The sequence below is a fragment of the Bacillus taeanensis genome (assembly GCF_003318295.1).
GTDB lineage: Bacteria > Bacillota > Bacilli > Bacillales > UBA6769 > Maribacillus > Maribacillus taeanensis.
On record NZ_QOCW01000009.1, the window covers coordinates 44,187 to 57,813 of the forward strand.

Here is a 13,627-nt window from a genome sequence, read left to right on the forward strand (position 1 = left end):
GCTGATTACTGTGTGGTTTAAACGCCGTAGTATTTTTACTCTTATTCTGTTAGCTTCAGCTGTTTACTACAGCATGAAGCTAACAGAATTTGATCTTTCAAAATTTAAAGATTTTAAAAATATGATTGAATTTTTATCCGAATGGTTTCCGATGAATTTTGATGCCCTGCCCAAAATGCTTGAGGATAGCTTTGAAACGCTTGCGATGGCATTTCTCGGCAGCTTTTTCGGACTTCTTATCGCCTTACCGATCAGCTTTGTCGCTGCTCGAAATACGTCACCATCAAAACTACTTTTTCAACTATCACGAGTGAGTTTAAGCTTTGTGCGCTCCATTCCTGAAATTGTATTTGGCTTAGTTTTATTAACCGCACTTGGACTTGGTCCTTTCCCTGCTGTGTTAGCAATCATGTTTCATAATATCGGTGTGCTTGGTAAACTGATTTCAGAGCTAGTTGAAGCAAGTGATCCCGGCCCACAGGAAGCAATGAGAGCGGTCGGCGCTAAAAGTTGGTTGGCATCGCTTTTTAGTATTATCCCGCAAATTTGGCCAAATGTTTTATCACATTATTTTTACCGCTTTGAAGTCGCGATTCGAACGTCGCTCATATTAGGGTTTATTGGAGGCGGCGGCATTGGACAGCGGCTTTTTAACGACTTTAAAACATTTCAATATTCTTCTGTGTCCCTTGATGTATTAATTATTATGATTATCGTCGTCATGGTTGACTTTTTTGGCAGCTATGTCCGAAATAAAGTCATTTAAAGGAGTTATCGTTATGATTGAGATAAAGAATTTATCAGTGCATTATCAAGGAGCAAACCATCCAGCACTTTCATCCATTAACCTAACTCTTGAAGAAGGCGAATTTGTGTGTGTATTAGGAAAAAGCGGTGCCGGTAAGTCAACACTCATTCGCTCAATGAACGGGCTGCAGAAGCCAACAGATGGAGATGTATATTGGAATGGTAAGCCGTTATCTAAAAAAAGCGCTGAACAAACTCGTCTTGTGCGCAGAGAAATGGGCATGATTTTTCAGCATTATAACTTAATCCCAAGACTAACGGTGATGCAAAATGTATTGACTGGAATGTTTGGCTATCGGAGCTCCGTTAAAAATTTAGTTGGCTGGTTTTCAAAAGAGGAAATCGAACAGGCGAAAAAAGTAATCGCCGATGTTGAACTTACAAATTTTGCTGATCGTAAAGTAGAACAGTTAAGCGGCGGTCAAAAACAGCGTGTCGGCATTGCCCGCGCACTCTTGCAGGAGCCGAAAGTTTTCCTTGGCGATGAACCTGTCGCAAGTCTCGATCCCGGTACGTCTGATCGAATCTTTTCTTTATTAAAAGACATTCATCAGCGTCATCAGCTGTTAAGCGTTATTAACGTTCATGATGTTACACTCGCTAAACGCTATGCAACAAGAATTATCGCTCTTAAAGATGGCGAACTAATTTTTGACGGCAAACCTGGACGATTTACCGATGAAGTGTATGAGAAAACGTATGAAATGCGTACTAATTCCTCTGCTGCTTATTAGACATATCGGAGCTCTTTTTCTTTTTAACCGTAAACCCTTTTAAGATAAATAAAGGTGGTGAGCTAATATGCAAAAAAGTCCATGAGTAGTCGACAATACAAGGATCGTGTACGATTCTACAGATGCTGATGTAATAACGGTGGGTAAACCGCAAAAGGAAAAATCGGTACTATTAACGTTTGATGATGGTCCAAGTAAAATTCTGCCGGAAATTCTTGATGTGCTTCATGCTGAAAGTGTTCCTGCGCTTTTCTTTTGGCAGTCGCGGTTGTTTTATGAAGATCGACCTTGGAAACGATTATTAAGTGAAGGTCATGAAATAGGCACTCATTCAATGAAGCATCTTAACTTAACAAACCTTTGCTATAACAAGCAATATAAAGATATCGCTCAAAGTGTTAAAAGTATTGAAAGTATTATAAATCAAAAAATCACATACTTCCGTCCCCCATTTGGTCAGTATAACGCTGAGACCATCACAGCTGCAAAAGAATTAGGATTAACGACTGTCATGTGGAAAATCGCCTCAATGGATTGGGAGCTTAAAGAAAACCCACAAGAAATTATAGCAAATGTTGTAGAGAACTTAGAAGACGGCGCAATCATTTTGCTTCATGAACTAAAACAAACGCTTTACGTGTTGCCTGAGTTAATTCAAGAAATTAAAGCAAAAGGCTATCAATTTACAACTCTATAAAATAGAAAGAGGAAGCTTCACTTATAAGAAGCTCCCTCTTTTTGTATATTTCGCTTTATCCTTATTCTCTTCGCATCATTTTCATCTGCTTCTTTAATCGTTTATCAGCTTTTCGATCATGAACAACGAGGAGTGCATGTATCAATCCCGGCACATAAAAGCACAGCGTCAGAATCAAATTAACAATTGCTTGAAATGGCTTTCCTGCAATTAAAACAGCTAACGGAGGAAAAATGATCGCTAAAATGTACAACAATGTCAACACCTCCATTTATCTTAGTTGAATTATATACGTGTTTATGTATCATAAGGTTTCAAAATAATGGATGGAGACAACGAAAAAAATATTTTATTTTATCTCAATATATTCAAACAAAAAGGATTCTCCATTTCGATAAAAGCGCGGATCAAATACCCCTAAACGGTTGTCTTCGTTCACCACAACAACGAATGGACTCCACTTTGTTAATGTTTCAGCTTCAGGTTTTTCAGAAAAAAGTGGTTCAAGATCTGCTTCCTCATCCGAAAATAGCGTTGTATGTACTTCAAAGCCTTTCCATAAAGAAGCTAACGCAATGTCCACTTCATTGCCGTTTTTTCCGATTACCGTATATTGAGTAGGAATGAAATCAGCAGATAATGCGACTTTTTCATAATCTGATTTTACATCGTTCCTAATGAACATTCCTTGAGCCGTTTGAATCATAATGTGCAGGACAATTGCGAGCCACGCCCAGCGGAAAATCTTTTGCGCTGAGTGCTTTGAAAAGCGCTTCAGTAAAAAAGAAACCAAAAAAATGAGCCAAATAACAAAATCAATAATAGGAATGGTCCCTAAAGTTAACCTTACATTAGAAAAAGGTTCTAAATAGCCTGTTCCCCATGCATTCAAAACATCAGACGTATTATGAATCGCAACTGCAAGCATAGCGATTAAAAAGTGACTGCGATGCTTTACTTTAAAGAAAAAGACCACTAAAAGATAAATAATGATAGCCCAAATCGGCACAAGAAAGATCGAATGAGTAATCCCTCTATGCCACAGTTGATACAGTCCTTCATAATCCCAAAACTGCGAGATAACATCACTATCTGGAATTTGACTGCCGACAATGGTTGTAAATAGCAAGGCATTCTTTTCTCTTTTTGTTAAATTTTCTTTTTTCAACGCATGATATAAACCAACTCCAAACAGAGTGTGTGTAATACTATCCACTACCTCTCCACCTCCATCCTTTATGTACTTAACAGCATACAACAATCAAAGCATAATAAAAACTAACTAAACGTTTAAGCAGATCCAACTTATTCATTGCATGTTTACAAATAAAAAACCGATTCTCTTTTTATAAGTGAGAATCGGTTTTTGGATCACTTTGAAATTGTAGATAGAGCTTCACATTGAACACTCCTTACTATCTTTTCATTACTTTTGTATTACTTTTATAAGTGCTTCACCGTATGCATCCATTGCTTTCCCATAAGAATTCGCTGCATCTGCAAGTAGTTTAATAATTTTTTTCATTATAATACGCCCCTTTCCAAGTTTGACGGCTTCATTATCATATAATTACAATCTAATGACAATGCCAGTGAAAACGGGAACATTATCCATGTAAACGACAACATATACCTTGAAAGCGTCCATCATATATCTTTTTCTCATAATTTCGCTGTTTTTCTTTGATTTTTATGGATATTCATTTTGAAATACTTTTTAATACAAGAACGTTTTTACCACTAACAAAAAGACCCAGCGAATTTTCGCTGGGTTAAACTATTTGTGAAAGAGAATCTTTTGAACCCGGTTTCTCCTCTTTATCCTACGATATCATGTTCTGAAGCATTAGTTTGTGCGATTCTCTGTTTCTTTGATTTTTTAAAGTGCAGCAATTCATAGATCACTGGGATAACGACCAATGTTAACAACGTAGAAACTGCTAAACCGCCAATTACGACAATTGCTAAGCTTTGCGAAACAAGGCTGCCCATTTCAGCTTTTTTGAACAATAATGGCAGCATCGCGCAAATTGTTGCGGTCGCAGTCATTAAAATCGGCCTCATCCGGGTACCAGCCGCTTCTAAAATAGCGTCACGCATAATCATCGTTTCTTCATTTTGCTTTACCCGGTCAATTAATACAATCGCATTTGTAACAACAATTCCAATCAGCATTAATGCACCAAGCAGGGCTGTGAGATCAACAGGAATTTGACTGACTAATAATCCAAGGATCGCCCCAATTGCTGCAAGTGGTAATGAGAATAGAATTGCAATTGGCGCTCGTAATGTCTTAAATGTGATGACCATTATTAAGTATACAATTCCAATCGATGCACCCATTGTGAGGAATAAGTCTGTAAAATCATCAGCTTGCTGAACAGATGCTCCTCCAACAAACACTTCTACATTATCAGGTAGTTCCATACCTTCTCCAGGTTTTGTTCCATGAATCTTCTTATTGATTTCCTCAGACACAATCGAAAGCTGCTTCGGATCAACTGCAGCGGTTACTCTTATATAAGGCTCCCCATCTTTATGAAGAATTTGTGTTGCTTTATTTTCTAATTCAAGCGCTGCAGCAGAGGTAATGGGTACTACTCCCTGTGCTGTTGTAATCATTATGTCTTCTAAGTCTTTAGCTGATTTAGGATCTAAAACTGGTTCTAAAAATACCGGTGTATCTGTTCCGTCAAGCGTAACATTTCCAATCGGCATGCGGTTAAGCATCATACCAAGCTGTCCGGTTACCTCTCCTGGATTAACAACTTTTGGATCAACAGTAAACGTATAAACTGGCTTTTTCTCTTCTAAGTTCGTCTCTACCTTTTCAATGTCTTCAATATCTTTTATGACATCTTCAATATCAATCGCCGTTTTCTCAATCACATCAATTTGATCACCAATTACATCTATTGTAATTGAAGTGGAACTTGCTCCTGTTAGAGAACCTGAACCTGCAGTTAATACAGCATTTGGATAGCGATCCTTCTGCTTATTTACTTTTTCAATAAAACTTTCGGCATCCGCCCCTTTTTCCATAACAATCGTATAGTTCGCCTTAGTAGGAGATTCTACTGCACCATATTGAGCAGCATCAGGGCTGTTTCCTAATTGTGTGTAAACCGCTTTTGGTCCATCCTGCGCTAATGAAAACTTTTCCAACTGCAAAGCATTATCACGCACTTCATCAATTGGTATTTCATTTGGATAATCTAACGAAACCATCACAAGTTCTGCATCGGAGCTGTCGATTGCACCTTTAGGCATTGCAAAATAGACACCAATTGAACCAAAAAATAGTACTGCAGATGTAAGTAAAATGACCCATTTATGATTCAATGACCAACGGAGCATGTTAACAAAGCGCTTTGGTGTTTTATGCTCTGGCAGTTTTGCATTTTTTAACAGTCCTGCACTCATTAACGGGACTACTGTAAGAGCTACGACTAATGATGATAATAAGGAATATGTAACAGTTAGCGCAAACGGCATTAAGAAATCTTTTAATCCAGCTCCCACTAGTCCAAGCGGCAAGAATACTGCAACAGTTGTAAGTGTTGAAGAGGTAATGGCTGCTGCCACCTCTTTTGCTGCATCAATAATGAGTTTGATTGAAAATTTCTCATGCTGCATTTTACGGAAAATATTTTCAATAACTACGATACTATCATCTACTAAACGACCGACGGCTACTGCAACCCCACCAATTGTTAGGACGTTTAGTGTAATGCCTGATTGTGCTAGTAAAAATAATGTAAAGCATAAAGATAATGGAATTGAAACAATCGTAATAAATGTTGAACGAACATTTCTTAAAAAAAGCATAATGACAATGGTAGCAAATAATGCACCAAGCAATACTTCTTTAATCATACTATTCACTGAATTCACAATCATATCTGCTGTTGCAAAGAATACACTTACATTCACATTCTCGTATTTCTTTGATAATTCTTCTGCTTGATTCTTTACTTCTTTAACGATGGAAACAGCATTTGAATTGCTGTCCTTTGTAATGATGGCAATTAATGCATCTTCACCATCAATACGGGTAAGGTTCCCTTCAGGATCTGCCTTTTGAACAGAAGCTACATCGCCAAGCGTTACATTAGATGCAACCGGTAAATTCTTAAGATCTTCAAGACTATTAAGAGTACTGACAACTTTTATATTACTTGCTTTTCCATCAATCGTTTTCTGACCTACTGCGGCTGCAATATTTTGACCTTCTAATGCACCTAAAACAGCTTGCGCAGGAAGCTTGTATTGTGCTAACTTCTCTTGATCAAGCTCCACTGAAATTTCACTTCCCGTTCTACCATACATAGCGACACTGCCGATACCTTTAATATCCTTAAAAACAGGAAGTAATTTTTCTTCTGCAAGCTTAATATTTTCTTTTGTGATTCCATCTTTAAACGTCATCGAAATATCTGCAATTGGAATCATGTTCGTATTAAGCTGAACAACAATCGGTTTGTTCGTTCCCTCTGGAAGCTGTATGCTATCAAGCGCTTCCTGCACATCAGCCTTTGCCTGCTTCATATCTGTCTCTGCTTCAAAGAAGATATCGACCTTAGAGAACCCGTCTCCTGTTGTTGAAAAAATCTCTCGCTTCCCTTTTACAGAAGCAACAGACTTCTCCATTGGAGTTGTAACAGTATCAGCCATTGTTTCTACATCTGTACCTTGGCCTAGGACAACTACAGAAACTTGCGGATTATCTGCAGCAGGCAAAAACTCCATTGGTAAAACAAAGTAACTTACGACTCCCATAATTAACACAAGTATAGTCGTAAGAATGACCGCAGCCTTATTTTTAAAAGACCATTTCGTTAACCATGTCATATTCAGTTTTCTCCCTTCATGTCTAGAGTTTTAAAGAAAAGATAATGAGATTCTATGTAGTAAATTTCTGTGGTTGAATAGGGTTAAGGAGTACGGTTAGAGGCGTAGTATAAAACTAGAAAACTACAGAATAGTTCTTACACACTATTACCTAATTTAACCAAAGTTGATTATACTCCTTATGTTTTTATAAGTAAATTCTTTTTTTGTTAAATATTTGTAAATGTTATGTTAAGGAATTTCCATTTAAGCAGTCCAAAAAATCACTCTAGTTCAAGGTCTAAAATTAGCATGGTTATTCATACTATGTACAAACTTGCCTTAAAATTCGATATGAACACGGTTTCTCTAAATTAATCAACTGAAAAGGAGTGTTGAGTTTGAAGAGATCTAAGTTCATCAATCAAAAATCGAACAAAAAGAATAAATTAACATTTGAAAGATCCGAGGAAGTACTGTATTCAAAGGTTAACAGAGAGAAAAAAGGACTGGATGACTACATTAAAACCCTAACCTTTCTTGAAGGAAATGAAATGATTTATATGATGTATCTCAAATGAAAGGCAAGCAGCGTACCATTCCTTGTATCTATCACGTTGGAAAGCCTATACATACAAGCAGCCTTCCGCCATGTTAACATCCGTCTTCTTTGCTGCGAAAATTTAAATATCGATTCAAAATAATTATTCACCTAATAACATCAAGCAGAAATGACAGTTCTGCCCATTTCAGCATAAGCTGTAAAAACAATTGAAAAGGAATGGTGTTCTTTATGGTGATGGATCAGTCTAAGTTCCCTGTATACATCCAAACCGTTTCACATATAACACCAAATTTACAGCTTTATTATCCAAAAATTATCGGCATGCAAAACCAACATGTTCAAGAAAAAATGAATCATACAATTATGAACCAAGTGCATCAATTAATCAACATGCAAAGAAAGGTTCAAATACAAGGTAAGACAGAAATGACAGGTTTTTATGAAATAAAGTCAAATGAACGAGGCGTACTCAGTTTGCTGCAGAGCAATTATGCTTATACTCCTCCGATGGCGCATGGAATGACATATGCGAAATCATTAACATTTTCCGTTTTAACAGGTAAAAATTATCACTTAAGCAAGCTTTTTAAACCAAACAGCAGCTATGTTAAAGTGATTTCTGACCTTATTAGAGCACAAATTAAAGAGCGGAATATCCCTTTACTCGGTGAATTTAAAGGCATTAAACCGAATCAAGATTTTTATATTGCTGATAAAGCATTGGTTATTTATTTTCAGCTTTATGAGATTACCCCTTATTATGTTGGGTTTCCGATGTTTCCGATTTCGGTTTATAAACTGCAGGATTTAATAATGGAGGATAGTCCTTTAGGGAAAATGTTAGCGGATATATAAATGGCTCTTTAATGTTTAAAATATGAAATGACGAGCAAAAGATATCAACAGGAAATCTAATGCTCGCCATTTTTTATTTTTATTTTCCGCTATTTTGAAGCTCGTTAACTGTCACAAATTGATACCCTTTTTTTGATAAAGTCTCTAAAATACCTTCAATGGTTTTTAGTTCATTCCCTGTATCATCGTACATCGGATGCAGCAAAATAATTGATCCTGGTTTAACCTTTTCATTTACATAGTTTACTTTGTCAGAAACAGAAGAATAATACGTGTCAGGTTCAAGGCTCCACATAATTGTTTTGATGTGATGCTTTTTTAAATAATATGGTAAAGCAATAAGTTTCTTTCCATTTGGCGGTCGAAAGTCTATTTCCCCTTCATAACCTGTTTCGCGAATCAACTCGTTCGTCATTTCAATTTCCTGTTCAATAAATGATGGTTTTTTAAAAATCATTCGCTGATGGGAAAAGGTATGATTTCCGATTTGGTGACCAGCTGCCGCAACCTCTTCTCCTACCTGTAAATTCTCCTTCAATTCATTTCCAATCACAAAAAAAGTAGCCTTTGCATGATATTTCTCTAAAAGAGGCAATATTTCACGCACAATTTCTGTCGGCCCATCATCAAACGTTAAGGCGACAACTTTTTCGTTTGTGTCTATCTGACTCGTTAAACCTCCAAACAACTGATACGTTCTTGCATTCATTAATTGATAGGTACCATATAAAGAAAAACAAATAATAACTAGTAGGACTCCAAGTGTAATAATTCTTTTTTTCATAAATTAACCTCACATTTATTATATAAATATTATTTACTCACAATGATTGCTTTCATAATGTTTTCCTTCATCAGGAAATTCCCCTTCAGGAGGAGTCCAAACAGTTTGGCAAATCTGATTTTCATTCACGACTAAATACGTATATACCCATCCTTTTTCATTTTTAAATCTAACTTCTAAATGATAAGGATTATACTGCCTACCTTCTCTTCGTCTAATATCCCATTGTTCACCTGAATATTTTTCTTCCAAATATTCGTTTAACAGCTCTGTTTTTACAGATACTTGATAAGCGAACCAAAAGGGACGAACAGCAAAAAACAAAAGGACGATTACAGCAGCTAAACAAGCAATTATAAAGCCTGTTTTCTTAAACCTTTTTGGCAGCATCAGTGCAGTAATAAAAAGCGTAATAATAGCTGCAGCTGACATTATTATTTCTATAAATGTAATCAGATGCATCCACTCTCCCCTTTTACCAGATTGATTTAACAGATAAATCACTTATTTTTGATGTTATATATTAACCTTACCATACTTTGGCATGTTACTAGTCGCAATATAAATAAGACGATTGCTGCAGCAATCGTCTTATTCGTTATACTTTTAAAATATAAGCTTTTGAAATTACTTATTCGTTACCGAAACGCCTTCTTCAACTGGAATTCCTTCGCTCACAACCATTTTGTTCACTGCACTAAACAATGCTTTAACTGAAGAAGTCATAATGTCAACGTCAATTCCACAGCCCCAATGCACAGTACCATCTTGAGCAGTTAAACCGATATAAGAGACCGCTTTTGATGCCGAACCTGTTTCAAGGGCATGTTCCTTATAAACTAAATCTTTATAAGAAATACCAAATTTATCTTGAAGTGCACTGCTGATTGCGTCGAGTCTACCATTTCCTGCACCTGTAAGTTCTTGAACATTACCATTGATTCCGATCTTTACAATTGTTTGATACCCTTCATCCCCAGTAAATTTGTAGTTAATAAATTCAACTGGCTCTTTAATATTAACGTAATCCTCCATGAAAATATTATAAATTTCTTCTGGCAGTAATTCTTTATGAAGACGATCGGATACGTCTTTAACCACATAGCCGAAGCTTTCACGCATTTGCGCTGGAAGATCAAGACCATACTGCTGTTCAAGTAAATAACCGATACCGCCTTTACCTGACTGGCTGTTAATGCGGATCACATCTGCTTCATATTCTCTGCCAATATCTTTTGGATCAATTAATAAATAAGGAACCGTCCAATCCTTAGTGTTCTTTTCTTCTCGCCACTTCATACCTTTTGCAATCGCATCTTGGTGTGAACCTGAGAATGCAGCAAAAACAAGTTTTCCGGCATATGGCTGTCTTTCATTAACCTTCATTCTTGTGACTCGTTCATAAACTGAGACAATTTCAGGTAGATTTTCAAAATTAAGCTTCGGATCAACACCGTGTGAGAACATATTTAAAGCAAGCGTTACAATATCAACGTTACCAGTACGCTCTCCATTTCCAAACAATGTTCCTTCAATTCGCTGACCTCCCGCAAGCATACCAAGTTCAGCGTCTGCCACACCGCTTCCTCTGTCATTATGTGGATGCAGTGATACAATCACGTTTTCTCTATAGTTTAAATGATCACTCATATATTCAATTTGACTTGCATAAACGTGCGGCATTGACATCGATACTGTCGCTGGTAAGTTAATAATGACTTTATTGTCAGCTGTCGGCTGCCATACATTAAGCACTTCATTACAAATATCAAGCGCAAAATCAATTTCTGTTCCTGTAAAGCTTTCTGGTGAATATTGAAACTTAAAGTTCCCTTCCGTTTCAGCTGCATATTTTTTAAGAAGTTTTGCACCTGTTACGGCAATATCAATAATTTCTTCTTTTGACTTTTTAAATACCTGCTCACGCTGTGCCACTGATGTAGAGTTGTATAAATGGACAACTGCATTTTTCGCACCTTTTAGTGATTCAAATGTCTTTTTGATAATATGTTCTCTTGACTGTGTTAACACTTGAATGGTGACATCATCTGGAATTAAATTCTGCTCAATTAATGTACGCAAAAACACATATTCTGTTTCGGATGCCGCTGGAAAACCAACTTCAATTTCTTTAAAACCTACTTCTACAAGCACTTGAAAAAACTCTAATTTCTCCTCTAAACTCATCGGAATGACTAATGCTTGGTTTCCATCGCGAAGATCGACACTGCACCATGTAGGAGCCTCAGTAATATACTCTTTTTCCGTCCATTTCATGCTCTTCGCTGGAGGCATAAAGTAACCTCTCGAATACTTTTCAACATTTTTCATTTTACAACCCCACCCTTTTATAAATTCTACTTTTTCGCCTAATATAAAAAAGCCTATCATCTCCTAAGAGACGACAGGCTTTGCCTACGTGGTACCACTCTTTTTAATTCGTTTTAAAACAAAACGAATTCACTCGATAACTTGATTACGGTCGTTAACCGTTAAGGCCTACATTTCAGCCTTACCACTCATGGGCGAGTTCAGGCATTTATTGACTGTCTTTCACCAACCGACAGCTCTCTAAACAATAAATTTTCCTTACTACTCCCAATCACTGTGTTTTCATTATTTTTAAAATTGTCTTTATTTTATTATTTATTCTATCGTCAGTCAACCCATGATTTACTATTTTTTTAGAAATCATTAAAAATGCTATCACTTCTTCATAAGAAGCCCTTATATTACTTCTTTTACCATCACTATCGCTCAAGTAAATAAAAAATGAACCTAGTACTGTAATTAGATCCTCTTTTTTACATCTTCTCTTATTGATTCAATAAGCTGATCTGATAAATTTACTGGAAGAGATGTGTTGTTTTCAAAAATCCAAGTATTGAGAATTTCAAGATCAGCTTTATTAAAGGTAATGCTGTAACCTCTGTTATGATGAGTAAAATCAGCTGTTACTGTTTCCTGGCCAGCAAAACCGTCATCAATAATCATGTTCGTTATTTCATATGATTTCACGAGCTAAACTCCTTTTTATCTTTCATTATGTATATAGAATTAACGTTATTTTATGATACATCATTCAGCATTATACGCTCATTCAAATCCTAATGCCTTAGCCGCTTCCTCTGCCGCTCTCGCCTGAATCGAATCATCGTCCCATCCTTGCTTATAACTTAACAGTAACTCTTTGCTTGCAGCTGTGTCTCCTTGTAAGCCTAACAGTATGCCTTTATATAAATAGCGATCTACATAATTGTTAGTTCCTAATTTCTCAATAAGTTTTTCCATCGATGTAAGCTGTTGAAAGTGTGGAAGTACGAATTCATCAATATCTTCCTCAACTGTTTTGATAAGCTTTGGAAGATCAACATATAATTCGTTTAACCGGTATTTCATGTGTTTTTTATTTCCTTTTAAGTCTGCAATACTTTTATATAAAATGTCACCTGTTTCTAGCTTTTCAGGAACATCAAATGCCTTTTGATTCATCACGATTTCATAAATGGCAGGAAGAAAAACACTTGTTTCAAGCATAAATTCCATCTCTTCCTCTGTGATCTTTATTGATGGTGTAATTTCAACAACCCAGCCAATTTCTTTAGAAGAACGATTATAGAAAAGATCTCCTTTTTTTATAAAACCTCGCTCTGATAATAACGAGGGAAAATCTGTTTGAACCAACTGTTGAAATCGCTCGTAAATCATTCACTTTCTCCCCTTTTAAATGTTTAAGAAAAAAGGTCCACATTCAGCCGTTCACAAACACTTAACGTGTACTCTTTCGCTGCATCCCAATCCTTTTCTTCATAAATGTTAAACAATAACTGCTTTCCTTTATTGCGATCTCCATAATACGTATGCATTGCAGCTAAATGATGACGGTTTTCAAATCTCGTTTGGTTTTCTAATGCCTGAATCACACTTTTTACATCAGATAAGTCATGAAAATATAGGAAAATATACGTTGTTATATGAGAAATAATGAGCTCTTTTAATTTGATTATATCGATGTATTCATTATTTAAACGATACCAATAGCCGCCCTTTACGTTGCGAAGCTCTGTAATTCTTCTCTCATAAACTCCCTGCTCTACCTTTGGAAATTTAGGAAGATCATTACCTAATGCTTGATAAACGAGCGGCACAAAGATACTTACATTAAACGTAAACTCTAGATCAACTTTCGTATTTCCTTTTTGATCTAATTGAATATGAAAACACCAGCCCAACTCTTCATTTATTTTCTTATAAAAATAATTTCCTGATTTTTTAAATCCTTCTTTCTTAAAGATAGGAGCTATTGTATCTTTAACTAATTCTTTAAAAGTATCTTGAACAACCAAGTTTCTTCT

Annotated in this window: 13 protein-coding genes and 1 other annotated feature; of the genes, 4 read left to right on the forward strand and 9 right to left on the reverse strand. The window is 36.1% G+C overall.

The features are described from left to right. Positions 1–10 precede the first annotated feature (10 nt). The 3 genes from phnE to DS031_RS10265 all read left to right on the forward strand — a co-directional run bounded on the left by phnE (position 11) and on the right by DS031_RS10265 (position 2,238). Complete coding sequence (gene phnE, locus DS031_RS10255) at positions 11–766, forward strand: phosphonate ABC transporter, permease protein PhnE (protein WP_113805987.1); 756 nt, start codon at positions 11–13, stop codon at positions 764–766. Between the two features lie 13 nt (positions 767–779). Then, a complete protein-coding gene (phnC, locus tag DS031_RS10260) occupies positions 780–1,541 on the forward strand; it encodes a phosphonate ABC transporter ATP-binding protein (RefSeq protein WP_113805988.1) in 762 nt (253 codons plus the stop codon). Positions 1,542–1,647: 106 nt separating this feature from the next. Beyond that, on the forward strand, positions 1,648–2,238 hold the full coding sequence (locus DS031_RS10265) for a polysaccharide deacetylase family protein (RefSeq protein ID WP_245947330.1): 591 nt from the start codon (positions 1,648–1,650) through the stop codon (positions 2,236–2,238). A gap of 61 nt (positions 2,239–2,299) precedes the next feature. Here DS031_RS10265 and DS031_RS10270 read toward each other — a convergent pair whose 3' ends face one another. From DS031_RS10270 to DS031_RS10280, 3 genes are all read right to left on the reverse strand, one after another. Continuing rightward, a complete protein-coding gene (locus tag DS031_RS10270) occupies positions 2,300–2,494 on the reverse strand; it encodes a YqaE/Pmp3 family membrane protein (RefSeq protein WP_113805990.1) in 195 nt (64 codons plus the stop codon). Between the two features lie 93 nt (positions 2,495–2,587). Continuing rightward, the gene (locus DS031_RS10275; RefSeq protein WP_113805991.1) at positions 2,588–3,454 is read right to left on the reverse strand and encodes a metal-dependent hydrolase; all 867 of its coding nucleotides are present in this window, start codon (positions 3,452–3,454) and stop codon (positions 2,588–2,590) included. A 602-nt stretch (positions 3,455–4,056) separates the two neighbouring features. Next, positions 4,057–7,089 carry an efflux RND transporter permease subunit gene (locus tag DS031_RS10280; protein ID WP_113805992.1) on the reverse strand — a complete coding sequence of 1,011 codons (3,033 nt, stop codon included), beginning with the start codon at positions 7,087–7,089 and terminating at the stop codon, positions 4,057–4,059. Between the two features lie 778 nt (positions 7,090–7,867). Here DS031_RS10280 and DS031_RS10290 point away from each other — a divergent pair. Continuing rightward, positions 7,868–8,488, forward strand: a complete 621-nt coding sequence (locus tag DS031_RS10290; protein ID WP_113806088.1) for a DUF3298 and DUF4163 domain-containing protein — start codon at positions 7,868–7,870, stop codon at positions 8,486–8,488. Between the two features lie 79 nt (positions 8,489–8,567). Here the strand turns inward: DS031_RS10290 and DS031_RS10295 are convergent, their stop codons facing one another. The 6 genes from DS031_RS10295 to DS031_RS10320 form a co-directional block, all read right to left on the reverse strand. Beyond that, on the reverse strand, positions 8,568–9,272 hold the full coding sequence (locus tag DS031_RS10295; RefSeq protein ID WP_113805994.1) for a polysaccharide deacetylase family protein: 705 nt from the start codon (positions 9,270–9,272) through the stop codon (positions 8,568–8,570). Between the two features lie 33 nt (positions 9,273–9,305). Further along, positions 9,306–9,734, reverse strand: coding sequence for a hypothetical protein (locus DS031_RS10300; protein ID WP_113805995.1), 429 nt, complete (start codon positions 9,732–9,734; stop codon positions 9,306–9,308). 165 nt (positions 9,735–9,899) lie between these two features. Then, entirely contained in the window at positions 9,900–11,603 is a 1,704-nt protein-coding gene (locus DS031_RS10305) for a 2-isopropylmalate synthase (RefSeq protein ID WP_113806089.1), read from the reverse strand. Positions 11,604–11,666: 63 nt separating this feature from the next. Beyond that, positions 11,667–11,887, reverse strand: a binding site (T-box leader). A 175-nt stretch (positions 11,888–12,062) separates the two neighbouring features. Next, entirely contained in the window at positions 12,063–12,290 is a 228-nt protein-coding gene (locus tag DS031_RS10310; protein ID WP_113805996.1) for a hypothetical protein, read from the reverse strand. Positions 12,291–12,368: 78 nt separating this feature from the next. Beyond that, positions 12,369–12,980 (reverse strand): hypothetical protein, encoded by a 612-nt coding sequence (locus DS031_RS10315; RefSeq protein WP_113805997.1) that lies wholly within the window; start codon positions 12,978–12,980, stop codon positions 12,369–12,371. A gap of 23 nt (positions 12,981–13,003) precedes the next feature. Then, positions 13,004–13,618 (reverse strand): DUF4304 domain-containing protein, encoded by a 615-nt coding sequence (locus DS031_RS10320; RefSeq protein WP_113805998.1) that lies wholly within the window; start codon positions 13,616–13,618, stop codon positions 13,004–13,006. Positions 13,619–13,627: the final 9 nt, after the last annotated feature.

Bases quoted from the DNA above. Each gene is read 5' to 3' on its own strand.
- phnC (WP_113805988.1), top strand. From the start codon at position 780: ATGATTGAGATAAAGAATTTATCAGTGCATTATCAAGGAGCAAACCAT.
- DS031_RS10280 (WP_113805992.1), bottom strand. From the start codon at position 7,089: ATGACATGGTTAACGAAATGGTCTTTTAAAAATAAGGCTGCGGTCATT.
- DS031_RS10290 (WP_113806088.1), top strand. From the start codon at position 7,868: ATGGATCAGTCTAAGTTCCCTGTATACATCCAAACCGTTTCACATATA.
- DS031_RS10295 (WP_113805994.1), bottom strand. From the start codon at position 9,272: ATGAAAAAAAGAATTATTACACTTGGAGTCCTACTAGTTATTATTTGT.
- DS031_RS10300 (WP_113805995.1), bottom strand. From the start codon at position 9,734: ATGCATCTGATTACATTTATAGAAATAATAATGTCAGCTGCAGCTATT.
- DS031_RS10305 (WP_113806089.1), bottom strand. From the start codon at position 11,603: ATGAAAAATGTTGAAAAGTATTCGAGAGGTTACTTTATGCCTCCAGCG.
- DS031_RS10315 (WP_113805997.1), bottom strand. From the start codon at position 12,980: ATGATTTACGAGCGATTTCAACAGTTGGTTCAAACAGATTTTCCCTCG.